General features: G+C 66.6%; 17 protein-coding genes and 1 pseudogene. 9 read left to right on the top strand and 9 right to left on the bottom strand.

The features are described 5' to 3' along the window. The first annotated feature begins 44 nt into the window (after nt 1–44). The 4 genes and pseudogenes from TX88_RS12570 to TX88_RS12555 all read left to right on the top strand — a co-directional run bounded on the left by TX88_RS12570 (nt 45) and on the right by TX88_RS12555 (nt 3,829). A pseudogene (locus TX88_RS12570) lies at nt 45–1,486 on the top strand (class I adenylate-forming enzyme family protein). Further along, the gene (locus TX88_RS12565; protein ID WP_044517183.1) at nt 1,483–2,610 is read left to right on the top strand and encodes an NDMA-dependent alcohol dehydrogenase; all 1,128 of its coding nucleotides are present in this window, start codon (nt 1,483–1,485) and stop codon (nt 2,608–2,610) included. The pseudogene TX88_RS12570 and the gene TX88_RS12565 overlap by 4 nt, the downstream one beginning before the upstream one ends. Beyond that, on the top strand, nt 2,607–3,005 hold the full coding sequence (locus tag TX88_RS12560) for a PaaI family thioesterase (protein ID WP_044517182.1): 399 nt from the start codon (nt 2,607–2,609) through the stop codon (nt 3,003–3,005). The genes TX88_RS12565 and TX88_RS12560 overlap by 4 nt, the downstream gene beginning before the upstream one ends. After that, nucleotides 3,002–3,829, top strand: a complete 828-nt coding sequence (locus tag TX88_RS12555) for a TIGR03619 family F420-dependent LLM class oxidoreductase (protein ID WP_044517180.1) — start codon at nt 3,002–3,004, stop codon at nt 3,827–3,829. The genes TX88_RS12560 and TX88_RS12555 overlap by 4 nt, the downstream gene beginning before the upstream one ends. Before the next feature lie 91 nt (nt 3,830–3,920). On the opposite strand, the gene TX88_RS12550 is transcribed toward TX88_RS12555, so the two are convergent. From TX88_RS12550 to fabG, 5 genes are all read right to left on the bottom strand, one after another. After that, nucleotides 3,921–5,108: a CaiB/BaiF CoA transferase family protein gene (locus TX88_RS12550; RefSeq protein WP_044517179.1), complete on the bottom strand. Its 1,188-nt coding sequence runs from the start codon at nt 5,106–5,108 to the stop codon at nt 3,921–3,923. A gap of 88 nt (nt 5,109–5,196) precedes the next feature. Then, nucleotides 5,197–5,865: a GntR family transcriptional regulator gene (locus TX88_RS12545; RefSeq protein WP_044517177.1), complete on the bottom strand. Its 669-nt coding sequence runs from the start codon at nt 5,863–5,865 to the stop codon at nt 5,197–5,199. Nucleotides 5,866–5,868: 3 nt separating this feature from the next. Further along, on the bottom strand, nt 5,869–7,062 hold the full coding sequence (locus tag TX88_RS12540; RefSeq protein WP_044517176.1) for an acyl-CoA dehydrogenase family protein: 1,194 nt from the start codon (nt 7,060–7,062) through the stop codon (nt 5,869–5,871). Then, on the bottom strand, nt 7,059–8,279 hold the full coding sequence (locus TX88_RS12535; RefSeq protein WP_044517174.1) for an acetyl-CoA C-acetyltransferase: 1,221 nt from the start codon (nt 8,277–8,279) through the stop codon (nt 7,059–7,061). The genes TX88_RS12540 and TX88_RS12535 overlap by 4 nt, the downstream gene beginning before the upstream one ends. Then, on the bottom strand, nt 8,276–9,064 hold the full coding sequence (fabG, locus tag TX88_RS12530) for a 3-oxoacyl-ACP reductase FabG (RefSeq protein ID WP_044517173.1): 789 nt from the start codon (nt 9,062–9,064) through the stop codon (nt 8,276–8,278). The genes TX88_RS12535 and fabG overlap by 4 nt, the downstream gene beginning before the upstream one ends. 66 nt (nt 9,065–9,130) lie before the next feature. Here fabG and TX88_RS12525 point away from each other — a divergent pair, with 66 nt between their 5' ends. From TX88_RS12525 to TX88_RS12515, 3 genes are read left to right on the top strand one after another with little or no spacing between them, the layout of a single operon-like run. After that, nucleotides 9,131–10,312 carry an acyl-CoA dehydrogenase family protein gene (locus tag TX88_RS12525; protein ID WP_044517171.1) on the top strand — a complete coding sequence of 394 codons (1,182 nt, stop codon included), beginning with the start codon at nt 9,131–9,133 and terminating at the stop codon, nt 10,310–10,312. A gap of 39 nt (nt 10,313–10,351) precedes the next feature. Further along, nucleotides 10,352–11,173, top strand: coding sequence for a mycofactocin-coupled SDR family oxidoreductase (locus tag TX88_RS12520; protein WP_044517170.1), 822 nt, complete (start codon nt 10,352–10,354; stop codon nt 11,171–11,173). A 6-nt stretch (nt 11,174–11,179) separates the two neighbouring features. Next, complete coding sequence (locus tag TX88_RS12515) at nt 11,180–12,670, top strand: class I adenylate-forming enzyme family protein (protein WP_044517168.1); 1,491 nt, start codon at nt 11,180–11,182, stop codon at nt 12,668–12,670. 2 nt (nt 12,671–12,672) lie between these two features. Here the strand turns inward: TX88_RS12515 and TX88_RS12510 are convergent, their stop codons facing one another. The 4 genes from TX88_RS12510 to purU all read right to left on the bottom strand — a co-directional run bounded on the left by TX88_RS12510 (nt 12,673) and on the right by purU (nt 16,443). Further along, nucleotides 12,673–13,581: an alpha/beta hydrolase gene (locus TX88_RS12510; RefSeq protein WP_044517166.1), complete on the bottom strand. Its 909-nt coding sequence runs from the start codon at nt 13,579–13,581 to the stop codon at nt 12,673–12,675. Next, nucleotides 13,578–14,930, bottom strand: a complete 1,353-nt coding sequence (locus TX88_RS12505; protein ID WP_044519356.1) for a flavin-containing monooxygenase — start codon at nt 14,928–14,930, stop codon at nt 13,578–13,580. The genes TX88_RS12510 and TX88_RS12505 overlap by 4 nt, the downstream gene beginning before the upstream one ends. Before the next feature lie 147 nt (nt 14,931–15,077). Beyond that, entirely contained in the window at nt 15,078–15,530 is a 453-nt protein-coding gene (locus TX88_RS12500; protein ID WP_044519355.1) for a MaoC family dehydratase, read from the bottom strand. A 22-nt stretch (nt 15,531–15,552) separates the two neighbouring features. Then, a complete protein-coding gene (gene purU, locus TX88_RS12495) occupies nt 15,553–16,443 on the bottom strand; it encodes a formyltetrahydrofolate deformylase (RefSeq protein WP_044517165.1) in 891 nt (296 codons plus the stop codon). Between the two features lie 462 nt (nt 16,444–16,905). Between purU and TX88_RS12490 the strand changes: the two genes are divergently transcribed. Both TX88_RS12490 and TX88_RS12485 read left to right on the top strand, forming a co-directional pair. After that, nucleotides 16,906–17,661: a hypothetical protein gene (locus TX88_RS12490; RefSeq protein WP_044517163.1), complete on the top strand. Its 756-nt coding sequence runs from the start codon at nt 16,906–16,908 to the stop codon at nt 17,659–17,661. Between the two features lie 26 nt (nt 17,662–17,687). Beyond that, a complete protein-coding gene (locus tag TX88_RS12485; RefSeq protein ID WP_110918060.1) occupies nt 17,688–19,850 on the top strand; it encodes an Rv1355c family protein in 2,163 nt (720 codons plus the stop codon). The last annotated feature ends 3 nt before the right edge of the window (nt 19,851–19,853 follow it).

The raw sequence follows: 19,853 nt of genomic DNA, 5'->3' as shown, positions 1-19,853 counted from the left end.
TCGACGCGCTGGTGCGCGCGCACGCCCTGTCGGCGAAGGCCTCGATGTCCGCGGTGACCGACCCTGATGCTCGTCTCACCTACGCCGAACTGGACACGAGCACAGCCGAACTGGCCTCCGGATTCATCGCGGCGGGTATCACCAAAGGGACTCGGGTCGGGCTCATCATGCCCAACGGGGTGGACTGGGTGCGGATCGCGATCGCACTGATGCGGATCGGCGCCGTCCTGGTACCGCTGAGCACATTGCTGCGCCCAAGCGAACTGACAGCTCAACTGCGCATGGCATCGGTGCAGTTCCTCGTCACGGTCGAGGAATTCCGTGGCCACCGATACCCGGTGGACCGGAATCAGGTGCCCGCTCTGCGCGCAGTGTGGACTGCCGGGGAAGCAATGAGATTCAGCGGAGCACGTGGCACTGCGGACGCGCTGGCCACCTGCGTACGCGAAAGCGACCCATTGGTCATCATGTTCACCTCGGGCAGCAGCGGGCCACCGAAGGGGACCGTTCATTCGCACAGCAGCGCCCTGGGCGCGGTGCGCTCTGGGCTCGAGGCGCGGTGCATCACCGCCGACACCCGGCTGTACCTGCCCATGCCGTTCTTCTGGGTGGGCGGTTTCGGCGCAGGCATCCTCTCGGCCCTGGTCGCCGGGGCCACCCTGGTCACCGAACCCGTCCCCACCCCGAATCCACGCTCGAACTGCTTCAGCGCGAACAGGTCACGCTGTTCCGGGGTTGGCCCGAGCAGGCCGAGGCACTGGCCCGCCACGCCGGCGCCGCGGATCTGAGCTCATTGCGGCCCGGAAGCCTGGAAGCCCTGCTGCCCGACGGGATGCGGTCACGGCCCGGGGCGCGGGCGTCATTGTTGGGAATGACCGAATCGTTCGGCCCGTACTGCGGATACAGGGCCGACGCCGACATGCCGGAATCGGCCTGGGGCAGCTGCGGCAGACCGTTCGACGGTATGGACGTGCGCATCGTCGACGTCGAGACCGGCGTTGCGCTGCCCCGCGGGGAAGCCGGGGCAATCCAGATCCGGGGCCCGCACGTGATGCGCGGAATCTGCCGGCGCAGCCGAGAGCAGGTGTTCACCGCCGACGGCTACTACCCGACCGGCGATCTCGGGCACCTGGATGCCGACGGGTTCCTGTTCTACCGCGGCCGATCCGACGACATGTTCAAGGTCCGTGGCGCCACGGTGTATCCGAGTGAAGTGGCGCGAGCGCTGCGGTCCATCCCTGGGGTCCGCGCAGCACATGTGGTGAACGTTCCTCACGGCCCGGCCAACCGGGTCGGTGCGGCCGTGGTGGGCGATGGGCTGACCGTCGAAGCACTGCGCTCGGCCACCCACGCAATCATCAGCTCGTTCAAGGTACCCACGCTGTGGCTGCTCCTCGACGACGAGGACGCCGTCCCCCGCGGGGGCACCGGGAAAGTCGACAACGCCGCACTGCGCGAGATGTTGAGGAAGGTTGTGCACCAATGAAAACCAAAGGCGCCCTGGTATGGGACTTCGGTCAGGCGTGGTCGATCGAAGAGATCGAGATCGGCGACCCGCGCAAGGGTGAGGTGAAGGTTGCCCTGGAAACCGCGGGGTTGTGCCACTCCGACCATCACCTGATGACTGGCGACATCCCGATGGCCGACTTCCCCATCCTGGGCGGGCATGAAGGGGCCGGGGTGATCGTGGAGGTCGGTCCGGACACCGAGGGCCTCGAGGTCGGCGATCACGTGGTGATGTCGTTCATCCCGTCCTGCGGCAGCTGCCCGGCATGCCAGACGGGGCTGCGCAACCTCTGCGACCTCGGGATGGGCCTGTTGGCCGGCGCTTCGGTATCCGATGGATCGTTCCGGGTGCAGACCAAGGGAAGAAACGTGATTCCCATGTCGCTGCTCGGCACCTTCTCCCCGTACGTCGTCGTGCATCGGACCTCCGTGGTGAAGATCGACCCGTCGATCCCTTTCGAGGTGGCCTGCTTGGTCGGGTGCGGGGTGACGACGGGGTACGGATCGGCAGTACGCAGCGCCAACGTCCGGCCAGGTGACGACGTGGCGGTCATCGGTATCGGCGGTGTCGGCACGGCGGCCATACAGGGCGCCGCGATCGCCGGCGCCCGGCGCATCTTCGCCGTCGACCCGGTCGAATGGAAGCGCGAGCAGGCACTGAAATTCGGTGCGAGTGAGGCATACCCGGATGTGGCCACCGCGTTGGCGGGAGTGGCCGAAACGACCGGCGGACGAATGTGCCGCAAGGTCATCGTCACCGTCGGTCGCGCCGACGGCCGTGAGGTGGAGTCATGGATGCAACTGACCGCCAAAGGCGGCACGTGTGTCCTCACCGCGATGGGCAACGTGATCGATTCCGACACCACGCTCAATCTGGCCGGCTTGACGCTGCTGCAGAAGAGCTTGCAGGGCAGCTTGTTCGGCGGCGGCAACCCGCAGTTCGACATCCCCGAATTGCTGACCCTCTATCAGCTGGGCGCGTTGAATCTGGATGACATGGTGACCCGCGAGTATCGCCTCGAGCAGATCAACGATGCCTACCGGGACATGTTGGAGGGAAGAAACATCCGCGGTGTCATCCGCTACACCGAGGCGGACCGATGACCGCCGACATCTTCGAGCTGTTCGAGCTGATCGGTTATCGGGACGCCCCGGGCTCCGACGACGAGGCCGTGGTCGAGCTTCCCGTGGCCCCACACGTGGTCAACACCAACGGCGGTCTGCAGGGTGGTCTGCTTGCCACCCTGGTCGACACCGCGGCCGGCAAGCTCGCCATGCGTCAGCTGCCACCAGGCCACAGCGTGGTGACCTCGGACCTCAACCTGCGTTACCTACGGCCGGTGACCGACGGTGCCGCACGGGCCGTGGCCCGCATCGTGCACGCCGGTAAGCGATCCATGGTGATCCAGGTCGACATCTTCACGGTCCCGGACAATGACCTGGCCGTCGTGGCCACCGTCAGCTTTGCGAAGATCCAGGCCAAGGAGGCAACGTCGTGAAGCTCGGACTGTCCACACCCATCGTCATGCAGCATCCCGGTGAGTTCTCGCCGTGGGAGGCCGACGCAGGCCCCGACGAGCTGGCTTTGATCGCCGAGGCGGCTGACGGCTTGGGGTTTCACCACCTCACGTGTGCCGAGCACACCGGAATACCCGCCTCCGCCGCCGCGGTGCGCGGCACGGTGTACTGGGACCCGCTGGCCACCTTGTCGTTCCTGGCAGCCCGGACCCGGCGCATCCGGTTGGCCACCGCCGTGGTGGTGCTGCCCTATCACCACCCGGTGGCACTGGCGAAGAGCTATGGGACCCTCGACCGGCTCAGCGGCGGACGAGTGATCCTCGGCGTCGGCGTCGGATCACTGACCGAGGAATTCGAACTGCTCGGCGCCCAGTGGGAGGACCGCGGGGCCGCGGCCGACCGCGACATCGCCCGCCTGCGGGCCGCGTGGGGGCAGCGCGAGGTCGACGGATTCGTCATCGAACCGCACGCCACCACGATGGATCTCGAGGTCTGGGTGGGCGGGCGCACCAAACGCTCGCTACGGCGTGCCGTCGAATTGGGGACCGGCTGGGTACCTTTCGGCCTTTCACCCGACACGATCGCTGAGTTCCTCGCACCACATCAGCTGCCCGCGGATTTCGATATAGTCCTCTCTCCCGGGGTGGCACTGGACCCGCTGGGAGACCCGGATTCCACACGAGGCCGTCTGGGCCGGTTGCGCGACACCGGCGCCACGATCGCCAACTGCACGGTGCAGGCGCGCAGCGCCGAACACTTCTGCGATCAACTCACGGCGCTTCATGCGATCGGCGAGGCGCTGTAGATTCACACCCGGTCGTGCGATGTTGAGATTGCGTACAGGGTCGTGAATCCACGAACTTCACGACCCTGTACGCAATCTCAACGGTTCGCCATTACACGATCTGGTTTGTCCGCAATTGGGCGATCTGCTCAGCGTCATAACCGATCTCGGTAAGAACCTCGTCGGTGTGCTCACCCAACAGCGGAGCCCGTCGACGGATCGTCCCCGGCGTCGCCGACATCCGGAACGGCGTCTCGATGATCGGCACATCGCGCGACGCGCCTGGGAACGGGACCCGCTGTAGGTAGCCCATGGCCTGCACATGCGGGTCGTCGAGCACGTCCTGCGTGGAATGCAGCGGGGCGGCGGGCATTTTCGCCTTCTCCAACAGTTCCAGCACTTCCGCCTTGGTCTTGTCGGCACACCACTCGGACATGATGTCGTTGAGGATGTCGCCGTTGGCCCAACGGATGTCGTCGTTGGTGAAACGTGGATCGTCGAACAGTTCTTCGCGACCCACCAGCCGGCACCAGCGCTTGAACATCGGTTGCCCGGCGACCTGCAGCAGGACCCACTGGTCGTCGGCGGTGCGATAGAGATCGCACGGCGCGACCGACGCACCTTTGTTGCCCATCCGGGGCTTGTCGACCTGCAGCAGTTCACGCTCGATCAGGAAGGCGTTCGACAGCATCAGCGCGGTGGGCAGCAGCGCGCCTTCGACGTGCTGTCCCGTCCCGGTCTTGTCGCGGTGATACAGCGCCATCATGACGCCGATCGCGAGCGTGAGCGCGGTCCCGAAATCCGCGTAGGGCACCACGGTTCGGATCGGTTGGTCCGGCAGTCCCTGCCGGTAGACCGCCCCGGACATCACCTGTCCGGCGCCGTCGAAGCCGATCTTCTCGCTGTACGGGCCGCCCTCGCCGTAGGCCGTCGCACTGGCCAGGATGATGTCGGGCTTGACCGCCTTCAGCGTCTCGTAGTCCAGCCCGCTGGCCCGCATCCCGGCCGCGGGCATGTTGGCGATCACGATGTCGGCCTGTGCCACCAGCCGGCGGGTGATCTCCGCGCCCTCGGCGGTGGTGGAGTCCAGCGTCAGTGAGCGCTTGTTGCGGTTGCACTGCAGGAAGGTTCCGCCTTCACCGCCCTCGGTGACGGCCTGCACCCAACGGTCTTCCCCGCCTTCGCGTTTCTCCACCCGCAGCACGTCGGCACCCATGTCGGCCAGGATCGCGCTGCACCAGGGGGCCGCGATGAACCGGCCGTAGTCGAGCACCCGTATCCCGTCGAGAACACCAGGCATTCCTGCCCCTTCCTTCGGCGAGCAGACGCGGAGGTACCCAATTTTGCGTTGAAACAGGTACTTTCGCGTCTGCTCGCGGGTCAATTCGCTACTCGAGTACGCCCAGCCGGTCGAGGTGCTCGGTCAGCGGTTTGGACGCGGCACACAGATGCTCGGCCATGGCGTCGCGGGCCGCATCTCCGTCGCGCGCCTTGAGCGCGGCCAGGATCCGGCGGTGGTCGTGGGTGGACTGCTCGGGCCAGCCCTCCACTGTCGGGTACACCGATTCCAGTGCGTACCGGGTGATCTGGGACATCAGCTGGGCCAGCTTCGGCGATTCGGCCGCCCGGTTGACGCCCCGGTGGAACGCATGGTTGAGCCGTACCGCTGCCTCATGATCGTCCTGCGCATAGGCGTCCTCCAGCTCCCGCTGGATCCGGGCGAGATCACCGAGTTGGCCGTCGGTGATCTGGCCGGCCGCCCGGGACGCCAGCTGCCCGCCGATGTGCGCCTGCACGCCCGCCACGTCGTCGATGTCGCGCCGCGTGACCGGCAGCACCAGGAACCCGCGCCGGGGCTGCTGGGTCAGCAGCCCCTCGGTGCGGAGGCCGAACAACGCCTCGCGCACGGGCGTCACGCTGATCCCCAGCTCGGCCGCCAGTTGCTCGAGCCGGATGTAGTTGCCCGCAGGATAGGTGCCGTCGAAGATCCGGCGCCGGATCAGTCGCGCCACATCCTCGGCCAGCTGTGGCCGAGAAGCGAAATCGGGGATGGACACGGTTCAGACCCGATAGTCGGACAGCAGGCGCTTGCTGATGATGTTCTTCTGGATCTCGCTGGTGCCCTCGCCGATCAGCAGGAACGGTGCATCGCGCATCAGCCGCTCGATCTCGTACTCCTTGGAATAACCGTACCCGCCGTGGATCCGGAAGCTCTGCTGGGTGACCTCCGAACAGAACTCGCTGGCCAGATACTTGGCCATGCCGGCGGCCACGTCGTTGCGTTCGCCGGAGTCCTTGAGCCGGGCGGCGTTGACCATCATCAGATGTGCGGCCTCGACTTTGGTTGCCATCTCGGCCAATTGGAAGGCCACGGCCTGATGCTCGGCGATCGGCTTGCCGAACGTCTCCCGCTGCTGGGCATAACGGACTGCCAGCTCGAAGGCGCGGATTCCCACGCCGCACGCCCGGGCCGAGACGTTGACGCGACCGACCTCGACCCCGTCCATCATCTGGAAGAAGCCCTGTCCGGTGACACCGCCGAGGACGTCGTCGGCACCCGCGCGGTAGCCGTCGAAGATCAGCTCTGTGGTGTCGATGCCCTTGTAGCCCAGCTTGTCGAGCTTGCCCGGAATGGTCAGGCCGGGAACGACTTCACCGAAGCCGGTGGGCTTTTCCACCAGGAACGCGGTCAGGTTGCGGTGTGGCTTGTCGGCGCCCTCGTCCGTGCGAACCAGCGCGGCCACCAGGGTTGAACTGCCGCCGTTGGTCAGCCACATCTTCTGGCCGTCGATCGTGTACGTGCCGTCGTCGTTCTTCTTGGCCCGGGTGCGGATCGCGGCCACATCGGAGCCCAGCTCGGGCTCGGACATCGAGAACGCACCCCGCGTCTCACCAGTCGCCATGCGCGGCAGGAACTTCTGCTTCTGGGCGTCGGTTCCGTGCTGGCGGATCATGTACGCGACGATGAAGTGGGTGTTGATCACCCCGGACACGCTCATCCAGCCGCGGGCCAGTTCCTCGACGCAGAGCGCGTAGGTGAGCAGCGACTCGCCGAGCCCGCCGTACTCCTCGGGGATCATGAGCCCGAACAGGCCCATGTCCTTCATCTGGTCGACGATGGCCTGCGGGTAGGTGTCGGAGTGCTCCAGCTCCTGGGCGGTCGGGATGACCTCCTTGTCGACGAATTGCCGCACGGTGGAGACGATCTCGGTCTGGAACTCGGTCAGCCCCAGGGTTTGCGCGAGTCTGGTCATGGGGTCACCCTTTCGAACACAGCGGCCAGCCCCTGGCCGCCGCCGATGCACATGGTCTCCAGCCCGTAGCGGGCCTGACGCCGATCGAGTTCTCGCGCCAGCGTGGCCAGCATCCGGCCGCCGGTCGCCCCGACCGGGTGCCCCAGTGAGATACCGGATCCCCGGACGTTGGTGCGCTCGAAGTCGGCCTCGCCGAACTTCCATTCCTTCGTCACGGCCAGTGCCTGGGCGGCGAATGCCTCGTTGAGCTCGATCAGGTCGATGTCGCTGAGCTGCAGATCGGCCTTGGCCAGGGCCACCTCGGTGGCCGGAACCGGGCCGATGCCCATGACGTTGGGGGCAACACCCGCCGAACCCCACGACACCATCCGCACCAGTGGCCGCAGGCCCAGCTCGGCGGCCTTCTCCGGGGTGGTGACGATGCACATGGACGCGGCATCGTTCTGGCCGCTGGAGTTGCCCGCGGTCACGGTGGACTCCGGGTCCTGCTTGAGCAGAACAGGTTTCAGCTTGGCCAGCGCCTCGACCGTGGTGTCGGCACGCGGGTGCTCGTCGGTGTCGATCACCGTCTCACCCTTGCGGGAGCGGACCGTCACCGGAATGATCTCCTCGGCCAGAACCCCGGACTCCTGGGCCGCCACGGCGCTTCGATGCGAGCGGACCGCAAGCTCGTCCTGCTCGGCGCGGCTGATGCCGTACTCGCGACGCAGATTCTCGGCGGTCTCCAACATTCCGCCCGGCACCGGATAGAACTGACCACCGGCAGTGGTGCGTCCGCGTGCCAATCCGTCGTGAATCTGCACGCCGCTTCGGGCTCCACCCCAACGCATGTCGGTCGAGTAGAACGCGACGTTGCTCATGCTCTCGGCACCGCCGGCCACGACCAGATCGTTGTCGCCACTGCGTACCTGCAGGCAGGCCTGGATCACAGCCTGCAGCCCGGAACCGCATCGGCGGTCGACCTGCATGCCCGGAACGGTCACCGGCAGCCCGGCGTCGAGCGCCACCACGCGGCCGATGGCCGGGGCCTCACTGTTGGGATAGCAGTGGCCCAGAATCACGTCCTGCACCTGCTCGGGTGCCACACCGGTGCGCTCCAACAGGCCCTTGAGGGCGACGACACCGAGTTCGACGGCGGTCAGCGACGCGAACATGCCGCCATAGCGGCCGATCGGAGTGCGGACCGGTTCGCAGATGACCGCCTCGCGGGTACTCATACGTGCCGACCGCCGGTCACCTCGAGCACGGTGCCGGTCATGTACGACGACAGGTCGCTGGCCAGGAACAGCGCGACCTTGGCCACCTCGTCGGGTTCGCCGGCGCGGCCCATCGGGATCTCGGCCAGTTTCTGATCCCAAATCCGCTGCGGCATGGCCTCGGTCATCGCCGAGCGGATCAGCCCCGGCTGGATGGCGTTGACGCGCACGCCGAGGTGGGCGAGTTCCTTGGCCGACGCCTTGGTCATGCCGACGATGCCGGCCTTGGCCGCCGAGTAGTTGGTCTGGCCGACCAGGCCGACCTTGCCCGAGATCGAGGACATGTTCACGATCGCGCCGCGCTGGTTCTCCCGCATGATCGCCGCGGCCGACTTGGTGCCGTTCCAGGTGCCCTTCAGGTGCACCGCGATGACCTGGTCGAACTGCTCCTCGGTCATCTTGCGCAGGGTGGCGTCACGCGTGATGCCCGCGTTGTTGACCATGATGTCCAGACGGCCGAACCGTTCGACCGCGGCCTGCACGAGGGCCTCGACTTCGGCGGACGACGTCACGTCACAACGCACCGCGGTCGCCACTTCGGGCCCGCCGAGTTCCTGGGCGGCCGCCTCGGTGGCTTCCAGGTTGACGTCGCCGAGCACCACCCGGGCGCCCTCGTCGATGAAGCGTCTCGCGATGGCCAGGCCCAGACCCTGGGCACCGCCTGTCACCACTGCAGTTTGACCGGTCAGCAACGACACCTGATCACCTAACTTTCGATCCCGGGGGCTCTGTCTGAGCCAGATCATATTTCATATACGATATTGGAGATTCATCACCCCCGCGGATCCCGCGCGACGAAATGGAGCTCCCCTGTGACCACCACCGCGGCCACTACCGAAGTCAGCGACGAGGACTTCCAGGAGATCCTGGCGCAGACCCGCAGCTTCATCCGCTCCGCCGTGGTGCCCCGCGAGAACGAGATCCTGGCCACCGATCAGGTGCCCGACGATCTGCGCGAGCAGGCCAAGGACATGGGGTTGTTCGGATACGCGATCCCCCAGCAGTGGGGTGGCCTCGGGCTCAACCTGGCCCAAGATGTCGAACTGGCAATGGAATTCGGCTACACCTCGCTGGCCCTGCGGTCGATGTTCGGCACCAACAACGGCATCGCCGGGCAGGTGTTGGTGGGCTTCGGTACCGATGAACAGAAGACCCGGTGGCTGGAGGGCATCGCCTCCGGCGATGTCGTCGCCTCGTTCGCCCTGACCGAGCCCGGCGCCGGATCCAATCCGGCGGGCCTGCACACCAAGGCCGTTCGTGACGGGGACGACTGGGTGATCAACGGCCAGAAGCGGTTCATCACGAACGCACCGACCGCGGACCTGTTCGTCGTGTTCGCCCGCACCCGTCCCGCCGATGCCGACGGCCCGGGCATCGCCGTGTTCCTCGTGCCCGCCGGCGCCGCCGGTGTCGAGGTGGGCGCCAAGGACGCCAAGATGGGTCAGGAGGGCGCCTGGACCGCCGACGTCAACTTCACCGACGTGCGGGTGCCGAACAGCGCACTCGTCGGCGGCAGTGAGGACGTCGGCTACCGTGCCGCGATGACCTCCCTGGCGCGCGGCCGGGTCCATATCGCGGCACTCGCGGTGGGATCCGCCCAACGCGCGCTCGACGAATCAGTCGCCTACGCCGCCGCGGCGACTCAGGGCGGCCAACCGATCGGCAGTTTCCAGTTGGTGCAGGCGATGATCGCCGACCAGCAGACCGGGGTGATGGCCGGCCGGGCTCTGGTCCGTGATGCCGCCGCCAAGTGGGTGTCCGGCGAGGACCGCCGCATCGCCCCCTCGGCGGCCAAGTTGTTCTGCACCGAAATGGCAGGCAACGTGGCCGATCTCGCGGTTCAGATCCACGGCGGTACCGGCTACATGCGCGAGGTCCCGGTCGAACGCATCTACCGCGAGGTCCGGCTGCTGCGCCTCTACGAGGGGACCAGCGAGATCCAGCGACTCATCATCGGCGGCGGGTTGGTCAAGGCCGCCCAGCGCCAGCACTGAATCCACCCACCGAATCAACAGACCGACCAAGGAGAATCCATGACCGAGCGGCTCGCCGGAAAGGTCGCCTTCATCACCGGAGCTGCCCGTGGGCAGGGCCGCGCGCACGCGGTCCGGATGGCCAAAGAGGGCGCCGACATCATCGCCGTCGACATCGCCGGTCCGCTGCCCCCGAGCGTGCCCTACGACTCGGCCACCCCCGAGGATCTGACCGAAACCGTGCGCCTGGTCGAGGCCACCGGCAAGCGCATCATCGCCACCGCCGCCGACACCCGCGACCACGACGCGCTGCGGGAAATCGTCGGCAAGGGCGTCGCCGAGTTCGGCAGGCTCGACGTCATCGTGGCCAACGCGGGCATCACCGTTCCCGAACCCTGGAACGAGACCACCCCGGAGTCGTTCCGCGACGTCATGGACATCAACGTCACCGGAACCTGGAACACCGTGATGGCCGGTGCCCAGCACATCATCGACGGCGGCCGCGGCGGGTCGATCATCCTGATCAGCTCGGCTGCCGGCATCAAGATGCAGCCGTTCATGGTGCACTACACCGCCAGCAAGCACGCCGTCGCCGGCATGGCCCGGGCCTTCGCCGCTGAGTTGGGCAAGCACAAGATCCGGGTGAACAGCCTGCATCCGGGTGCGGTCAACACCCCGATGGGCACCGGCGACATGCTCGCCGCGCTCAACCGGGCCAACGACACCAACCCCGGCCTGATGCAGATGGTGACGCCGTTCCTGCCGGACTACATCGCCGAACCCGAAGACATCGCCGATGCCGCGATCTGGCTGGCGAGCGACGAGTCACGGTATGTCACCGCCAGCCGGGTGGCCGTCGATCTGGGCTCCACCCAGTTCTAGGCCGGCATGTCCAGCCCAGTATCCACGGACTTCGCCGACGGCCTGGCCACCGGGCTGGACGCCTACGGTGACCGGCCGTTCATCGAGTTCGACCGAAAATGGTATTCGGGCAACGAGATCACGCAGTTCATCGAGCAGGTCTCGGTCGCGCTGCGGGAAGCCGGCGTCGAGCCCGACGAGCCGGTCGGCCTCGTCGTGCGCAACCGGGTGGCCCACGCCGCCGCGATCCTCGGGTTCATCGCGTCGCGGCGCCCGGTGGTGATGATCTACTCGTACCAGTCCGCCACGGCGATCGCCCGCGACGCCGAAAGCCTGGGACTACCGGCGATCCTCGCCGATATCGACGACTGGACACCGGAACTCAACGGCGCGGTGCGCGCGGCCGGATCGGCCGGGATCTCGTTGTCCGGTGGGGCGCTCGGGGTCGGCGTGATCGCGGCGCGGCAACCCGGCAGCCGACACGACCCCGCCCTGGAACAGTCCGGCCTGCATATCCTGACCAGCGGCACCACCGGCCCACCCAAGCGAATCCCGGTCGCCACCAAGGTGCTCGCCCACACCGTGCTGAGTATGACGATCGGTGCGGGCACCGAAGTGGTCGGTCCCGACACTCCACCCGCGCTGGTCTACTGGCCGTTCGGCAGCATCGGCGTGTGCCAGCTGCTGGCCGCACCGTGCTCGGGCAAGCGCATGGTGCTGCTGGAGAAGTTCAGCGTCCCCGAGTGGGTACAGGCGATCAAGACCTACCGGATCACCCGGGCGGGCGTGCAGCCCGCGATCCTCCGGATGCTGCTGCAGGCCGACGTTCCGCCCGAGGATCTGGCGTCGCTGGAAGGACTCTCGGGCGGCTCGGGACCGCTCGAGCCGGAACTGCGGGCGGAGTTCGAGAGCCGCTACGGCATACCGCTGCTATGGGCCTACGGAGCAACCGAATTCGCCGGATCGGTGTGTAGCTGGACACCCGAGTTGTACCGCCGGTACGGCGCGGACAAGCCCGACAGCGTCGGGCGTACACTGCCGGGCGTGCGCGTCCGCATCGTCGACCCCGATACCTCCGCCGAGGTTCCGGCGGGCAGCATCGGACTGCTCGAAGCCCGCGTCGAGGTCATCGGACCGGACTGGGTGCGCACCACCGATCTGGCCTCCGTCGACGAGGACGGGTTCGTCACCCTGCACGGGCGCGGCGACGGCGCGATCAACCGCGGCGGTTTCAAGATCCTCCCGGAAACGGTTCGGCGGGTTCTGATCTCACATCCCAGTGTGCTCGACGCCTGCGTGGTGGGCGTACCCGACGCCCGTCTCGGCGCGGTGCCGTTCGCCGCGGTCGAGCTGCGGCGCGATGCCGCCGTACCCACCGAAGCCGAGTTGAAGGACCTGGTGCGCGAGGCGCTACCGAGCCATCATGTGCCGGTGGCGGTGGCGGTCGTCGACGCACTCCCCCGCAACGCAGCCCTCAAGGTGCGGCCGGGAGACGTTGCGGCGCTGTACCGCCCGTAGCTTCAGGCCGAACCCAACGTCCGGGTAAGGAACTTCACCTGGTCCCCGGCGGCGGTGTCGAACCAGTCATGGCCCGGCCACACGTCGAAGTGATCGCACGGGTAGTGGTGGACCTGAGCCCTGGCCTGTACGGCCGTCTTCATCACCGAGTTGGCCGGCACGAACCGGTCGAAGTCGGCGATCTGAATCAGCACAGGGCATTTCAGTGCCTTGGCCGCGGCACCGGTGCGGATCTGTACCAGCTCCATCCCGATGGCCGAATCGACCTCGTTGCGCCACGTCGGCCCGGCGATGGCGTGATAGCTGTCGTATGCACCGTCGAGGGCCAGCGCACCGGCCTCCCCTGGTTTGGCCGCCAGCGGCATCAACGTCGGCGCCCGGCCCGCCGCCACCGCCACCCGGCTCTTGACCCCGGCCAGTGTCCAGCGCAGTGCCGATGCGACGTCGCGGTGCGCCACGGCCGCACGACTGGCGGCCAGCCCACTCGTCAGCGGGGTCATCCCGATCACCGCGGCCACATCGGCGCACTGTGCGGCCACCCGCAGGACGTGACTACCCGAGAACGACGATCCCCACAGCACCACCCGGCTGCGATCCACCCCCGGCAGCTGTTGGGCGGCAGCGATGGCCGCACCGTAGTCCGCCATCTGGCGCTCGACCGAAACGCTCTGCCGCGGTTGCCCATCGGAGGCGCCGAAGCCGCGATAGTCGAAGGCCACCACGTCCAGGCCGGCCGCGCTGAACCGCTCCGCGAACGGCTGCAGGCCGGAGTCCTTGGTTCCGCCGAACCCGTGTGCCATCACCACCACCGGACGTCCCGCCGCCCCGGTGAGCCCATCACCGGCCGCGGCGAAATGCCAGGCGCTGCACCGCTCACCGGCCGAATGGAACGTGAGCTCGGTGTAGGTCATGCCGTCACTCCGGCCGTCGTGCCGGTGCGGCCGGCCGCCCGTTTGGCCCCGGCGGCCAATTCGCGCGTGCGGATGTCGTGCTCGTAATAGAAGTAGTCCACCTGCTGGGTGTGCCGGGGCCGGTCTGTGCAATGTCCGCCGTGCAGCTGCTGGTCGGCATCGATCACCCGCTCCATCTCCGCCACCGGCGGTAGGGCGTAGCGCCCGACCGCGTAGGCCGCCAATAGCCTGGACTGGCACTCCACGAACGGGAACAACGTCGGGATCGCCTGTGCGAAACCCATGAACACCAGATCGTCCATGCCGGGCTTGAACATCCGCTTGTACAGCCGGATGTGGTTGTCGGGGGCATCGACGACATCGCGGTCGAAGAACGGGAAGGTGATGTTGTAGCCCGTCGCGTAGACGATCACGTCGAAGTCGTCACTGGTCCCGTCCTCGAAATGCACGGTGGCACCGTCCAAGCGGGACACGTTGGGCTTCGGGATGACATCGCCCGATCCCAGCCGCAACGGCAACTCCACCGACTGCGTCGGATGAGCCTCGAAGAGCTTGTGGTTCGGCGCGGGCAGCCCGTACATCGTGGGATCGGTGCCCAGCATCGGGCCGATCAGCTGGACCAACTTGCGCTGCCAGGACAACGGCACGTACGGATTGGTGCGGAAGTATTTGTCACCCGGTTGTCCCGCAATGTATTTCGGCACGATCCAGGCGCTCGAGCGGGTGGACAGCGTGACCTTGTTCTGCAAGGACTTGGACGACAGCTCCACGGTGATGTCTGCGGCGCTGTTTCCGATACCCACCACCAGGATCCGTTTGCCGGTCAGCTCGAGCGGTTCCTTCGGGTCGATGTAGTGGTGCGAATGGATCTCTTCACCGGTGAACGTCCCGGGGAACTCCGGCAGCCGGGGGTCCCAGTGATGACCGTTGGCAACGACGAGCAGATCGAACTCGCGGCGGGCACCGGCCTGATCCTCGATCTCCCAACCGCCACCGTCGATCCGGGCCGCGTGTACGACGCCGTTACCGAACTCGATGTTGTCCAGCAGCCCGAAGGCATTCGCGTAGGCGTCCAGGTAGGACTTGATGTCGGAGTGGTGCGGGAACGACGGGAAGTGCTCGGGGATCGGGAAGTCCTTGAACGACAACCGATGCTTGCTGGTGTCGATGTGCAGGGAGCGGTATGCGCTGCTGTGCCCGTTCGGATTGCCGAAGGCCCAGTTCCCACCGATACGGTCCGACGTCTCGAACGTGGTGTACGGCACCCGGTAGTCCTTGAGCATCTTCCCGGCGGTGAGCCCGCTGATGCCCGCGCCGATGATCGCGGTCCGCGGCAGTGAACGCTGCAACACAGTGCTCCTTCACGTTGTGATGCAGAACACTAACAGCGGACTTTGACGGACGTCAATGAATTCTGACAAGTGTCAGAAACGCCGCGAGCAGTCCCCCGGACGGGAGACTGCTCGTCGGAAAGTGCGCCGGAAACCGGCCTGAGGTCAGCCGATGAAACGGACGATCGACTCGGCGACCGCGGCGGGCTTGTCCGAGCCCTCGATCTCGACGGTGACGGTCATGGTCGCCTGCACCGCTCCGTCGAGCTGGGCGACATCGGCGATCGCCGCGCTGGCCCGCACCTTGGAACCGACCCGCACCGGCGTGATGAACCGAACCTTGTTGTAGCCGTAGTTGATCGCCATCGCGATGTTGTCGACTCGATACAGCTGATGAGTGAAATGCGGCAGCAGTGACAGCGTCAGCAGACCGTGCGCGATGGTCCCGCCGAACGGGCCGCCGGCCGCCTTCTCGGGGTCAACGTGGATCCACTGATGGTCGTCGGTGGCGTCGGCGAACAGATTCACCCGCTCCTGGGTGATCTCCAGCCACTCGGTAGGGCCCAGCTCGCTGCCCTTCGCGGCCACGAATTCGTCAAGACCATTGAAGATTTTCACGCTCACTCCTCTCGAACCGTGGTCAGAAGACTACGGTCTGATTCCCGAACCGGATTACGCGGTCCTCACAGTGCCACAGCACTGCACGCGACAGCACGAGCCGTTCGACATCCGCACCCAGGCGCACCAGGTCACCGACCGAGTGGCGGTGGTCCACACGGACCACGTCCTGCTCGATGATCGGGCCCTCGTCGAGGTCGCCGGTCACGTAATGCGCTGTCGCGCCGACCAACTTGACCCCGCGTTCCTTGGCCCTGCGGTACGGCGCCGCGCCGATGAACGCCGGGAGGAGCGAATGGTGGATGTTGATCAGCGGGCAGCCCACGGCTTCGAGGAATTCGGGAGTCAGGATCTGCATGTACCGGGCCAGCACCACCAGATCGACGTTGCCCCGCAACAACTCCAGGAGCCGTTGCTCGGCCTCGGCCCGGTTCTCCCGGGTCGCGGGTACGTAGAGGAACGGAACACCGAATGCGCGCACCTGCTCGGCAAGGTCGGGATGGTTCGAGATGACCATGACCACGGACATGTCGAGTTCGCCGCGCCGGTTGCGCCACAACAGATCCAGCAGGCAATGGTCTTCTCGGGATGCCATCAGCGCCACCCGCTTCGGCTTGGAGGCCTCCGTCAGACGGAAGTCCATCTCGAACGGTTCGGCCACCTGGCGCCGGAAATCGCGCTCGAGTTCGTCGCGCACCGCGGCCAGCCCCGGTAGGTGGAAGATCGTGCGCTGGATGAAGGTGCCACCGGACTGCTCGGTGGAGTGCTGATCCAGTGACACGATGTTGGCGCCGGCGCCGGTGAGAAAGCCGCTGATCGCCGCGACCAGGCCGGGCCGGTCCGCGCAACGCAGCAGCAGCCTGCCGACATCTCGAGCCGGCAGGGCGGTTGCTTTCGGGTACTCCTCTGTCATCACCGAACAGAATCTCACCTGAGTTACCCGCGCCGAGGCGCAACCCCGCCAAGGCATGACAGTTCCGCAAGGGCCGGGCCGACGTGAAGCCGACCTTCGTTCACGTTCGAACACCAACGCGGCAGGGCTGGCTGAGCGCCATGACAGCAAAGCCATCTCCAACCGGCGCGGCCAACTACATTCGACGCCAACGCAAATTTCGAAATTTTGCCACCCGCCGATTTGACACACCTATACGGGCTAAATAGCGGCACCTGAATTTGCCAGAATTGCATGTACCCGCGAGTAAATCGGCAAGGGCCGCACAGAATTAACCACGCGCCTGGACAATCTTTCCGGGCTCGCTGGAATTTCTCCGCTAAGCGGCGCGATACTCATCACACGTATTCGCACAACCTGTGCTGCGCACTAAATCAGCCACTCCAGTCGGACGGCGTGGCTGACCGACGAAATGGATTCCAGATGACCGCTCCCCAACTCGATGCCGCCGGCCGTACCGCCATCGCACTGGACGAAAGCCCAAGCTGGTGGGACCCCGACAGCGAGTGCACCATCGTCGTGGCCCAGCCCGGCGCAGAGCGCGAATTGTGGACCGAATACGTCCGCGGGGCCGAGTCGAACTACCGCAAACACGGTGTCGAACTGGCACTTGACGCGAAAGCCCTAGAGACGGGCGACGATACGGCGTTGTTCTGCGTAGGGATCAATACCTCCGGCCGGGTTGTCGGCGGCCTTCGGGCCAAAGGGCCCTACCGAAGCGTCGACGAAAGCCATGCAGTCGTCGAATGGAGCGGACAGCCCGGGCTGGATTCCGTGCGAAAGATGATCGCCGACCGCCTGCCGTTCGGAGTGGTCGAAATGAAGACAGCCTGGGTCTGTGACGACCCCGAACAGAGCCGGGCACTGACCGATACTCTTGCGCGTATGCCACTGCATTCCATGACAATGCTCAACATTCAGTTCGCAATGGCCACAGCGGCGGCATACGTCCTGAAACGCTGGCTGTCTTCGGGCGGGGTGCTGGCGGCCAAAATCCCGGCAACTCCATATCCGGACGAACGCTACCAGACGAAGATGATGTGGTGGGATAGCCGCACATTCGCCAATCACGCCGACGCTGCGCAGCTGTCGCGATACTTCACCGAGGCTCAGCGAATCACTCCGCGCACGCACGCAGCCGACGTCGACGCCCTTGCTTCCGCCGCGGCGGGACGATGACCCACGAAGGACTGCACGGAGGCGACATGAATTCCGAATCGAGCGAACTCAACGACCCCGATCAATATCGAGCCATCTTCGTCGATGACGAAGGGCATCCGGGGAGCACCGTCGACCAGCTTCGACGAGACCCGCGCATCACGGTCATCGATGAATGTCGCGAACAGCAGGCTGCGCTGCGCACACTCGTCCCTGCGGTGGACCAGGAATTGCTCGATGAACCGACGCGCTGGGCTTACTACCCGTGGCGCCGGAGCCTGGTCCACATATTGGGTCCGGACGCCTTCAATCGGTTACGCCTGGATCGCAATCGCAACCTCGTCACCGCCGACGAACAGCGACGGCTGTCGGGCCTGAAGATCGGCGTCGTCGGCCTCAGCGTGGGACACGCCATCGCCTACAACCTGGCCACCGAGGGGCTGTGCGGCGAGATCCGCCTCACCGACTTCGACGAACTCGAGTTGGCGAACCTCAACCGGGTCCCCGGCACGGTGTTCGACCTCGGGCTGAACAAGGCGGTGGTGGCCGCACGCAGGATCGCCGAGATCGACCCGTACATCACGGTCCGGATCGATCGCAGCGGTGCGGTACCCGAGTCCATCGACGAGTTCCTGCGGGGGCTCGACATCGTCGTCGAGGAATGCGACTCGCTGGATGCGAAAGTGCTTGTCCGCGAGGCCGCCCGGGCCCGTCGGCTACCTGTGCTGATGACCACGGGCGACCGCGGGCTGCTCGATGTGGAGCGGTTCGACCTGGAACCCGCGCGGCCGATCCTGCACGGTCTGCTCGGCGACATCGCCGCGCGCGACCTGGCCGGGCTCAGCAGCAAGGACAAGGTGCCACACGTGCTGCGCATTCTCGACGCTCCCCAGCTCTCACCCCGGATGGCGGCCTCGCTGGTCGAAGTCGGCAAGACACTGAGCACCTGGCCCCAACTCGCCGCCGAAGTCGTGCTCGGGGCGACGGTGATCGCCAATGCCGTGCGACGCATCGGCCTGGGTGAGCCGATGCCGTCGGGGCGAGTGCGCGTCGACGTCGCAGACGCACTCGACGGCATCAGCGATCCGCTGGTCACCCGATCAGCACCCACACCCACATCCACACCCACCCCCGCGGGCGCCGAGGCCGACGCCGAACCCGGTGGGATGGCAGAGATCCTCACCTATGCGGCGACTCGCGCACCCTCCGGCGGCAACGTCCAACCGTGGCATTTCGAGGCGAGTGACGACCAGATCAACCTCCGGTTGGCGACGAAATACACCACCGCCATGGACGTCGGGTACCGCGGCAGCGCCGTGGCGCTGGGGGCGGCGGCGTTCAATGCCAGGGTGGCTGCCGCCGCACACGGCCTGACCGGGCAGGTGGAGTGGTCCCGCGGCGACGAGGGCACGCCCTTGTTCGGGGTCGCGGAGTTCGCCCCCGGCAGCGCACCTGAACTGGCTGAGCTCTACGAGCCGATGCTGGCCAGGGAGACGAACAGGCTCCGGGGCACATCGGCTCCGATCGCCGGCGACGTGATCGCCGATCTGCGGACCGCCGCCCGAAACGAGGGTGCCGAACTGACGATCCTCGACGATCGGGCCGAGATCGAAACCGCCGCACGCCTACTCGCCGCGGCGGACCGGATCCGGTACCTCACCCCGACCCTGCACCGGGAGATGATGTCGGAACTGCGCTGGCCCGGCGATGCAGACCCTGATGCCGGAATCGACGTGACGACGCTCGGGTTGGACCCGGCCGACCTGGTGGTGCTCGACATCCTGCGTCGGCCCGAGGTGATGGCGAAGTTGTCGGACTGGGATGCCGGGTCGGCACTCGGCGACGACACCTACGAACGGGTCACCTCGAGCTCGGGGCTGGCCGTCGTCTCGGTTCGCGGCCGCCGGTTGACCGACTACGCCCTGGCCGGGTCGGCGGTCGAAGCTGTCTGGATCCACGCTCAGCGCCACGGGCTCGCGGTTCAACCCGTGTCGCCGGCGTTCCTGTACGCGCACGACGACCGGGACCGCAGCGCACTCTCGCCTGGTCACGCCGATGCGCTGCGCGATCTGCAGTACGCTTTTCGCAGGTTGACCAACACCGAGCGCGACGAATCACAGGCGCTGGTGCTCAGGCTGTCCTACGCACCGCGTCCGACCGTACGGAGCCGACGCCGAGCCCGTACCGGCCTGACGCCGCAGTACAGCTGAGGC

This window comes from Mycolicibacterium septicum DSM 44393 (assembly GCF_000455325.1).
Lineage (GTDB): Bacteria > Actinomycetota > Actinomycetes > Mycobacteriales > Mycobacteriaceae > Mycobacterium > Mycobacterium septicum.
This window is presented reverse-complemented; position numbering and strand designations above follow the sequence as displayed.

What these genes read in the sequence shown, in the direction of transcription:
- TX88_RS12565 (WP_044517183.1), top strand. Translation starts at nt 1,483, where the DNA reads ATGAAAACCAAAGGCGCCCTGGTATGGGACTTCGGTCAGGCGTGGTCG.
- TX88_RS12560 (WP_044517182.1), top strand. Translation starts at nt 2,607, where the DNA reads ATGACCGCCGACATCTTCGAGCTGTTCGAGCTGATCGGTTATCGGGAC.
- TX88_RS12550 (WP_044517179.1), bottom strand. Translation starts at nt 5,108, where the DNA reads ATGCCTGGTGTTCTCGACGGGATACGGGTGCTCGACTACGGCCGGTTC.
- TX88_RS12540 (WP_044517176.1), bottom strand. Translation starts at nt 7,062, where the DNA reads ATGACCAGACTCGCGCAAACCCTGGGGCTGACCGAGTTCCAGACCGAG.
- TX88_RS12535 (WP_044517174.1), bottom strand. Translation starts at nt 8,279, where the DNA reads ATGAGTACCCGCGAGGCGGTCATCTGCGAACCGGTCCGCACTCCGATC.
- fabG (WP_044517173.1), bottom strand. Translation starts at nt 9,064, where the DNA reads ATGATCTGGCTCAGACAGAGCCCCCGGGATCGAAAGTTAGGTGATCAG.
- TX88_RS12520 (WP_044517170.1), top strand. Translation starts at nt 10,352, where the DNA reads ATGACCGAGCGGCTCGCCGGAAAGGTCGCCTTCATCACCGGAGCTGCC.
- TX88_RS12515 (WP_044517168.1), top strand. Translation starts at nt 11,180, where the DNA reads ATGTCCAGCCCAGTATCCACGGACTTCGCCGACGGCCTGGCCACCGGG.
- TX88_RS12510 (WP_044517166.1), bottom strand. Translation starts at nt 13,581, where the DNA reads ATGACCTACACCGAGCTCACGTTCCATTCGGCCGGTGAGCGGTGCAGC.
- purU (WP_044517165.1), bottom strand. Translation starts at nt 16,443, where the DNA reads ATGACAGAGGAGTACCCGAAAGCAACCGCCCTGCCGGCTCGAGATGTC.
- TX88_RS12490 (WP_044517163.1), top strand. Translation starts at nt 16,906, where the DNA reads ATGACCGCTCCCCAACTCGATGCCGCCGGCCGTACCGCCATCGCACTG.
- TX88_RS12485 (WP_110918060.1), top strand. Translation starts at nt 17,688, where the DNA reads ATGAATTCCGAATCGAGCGAACTCAACGACCCCGATCAATATCGAGCC.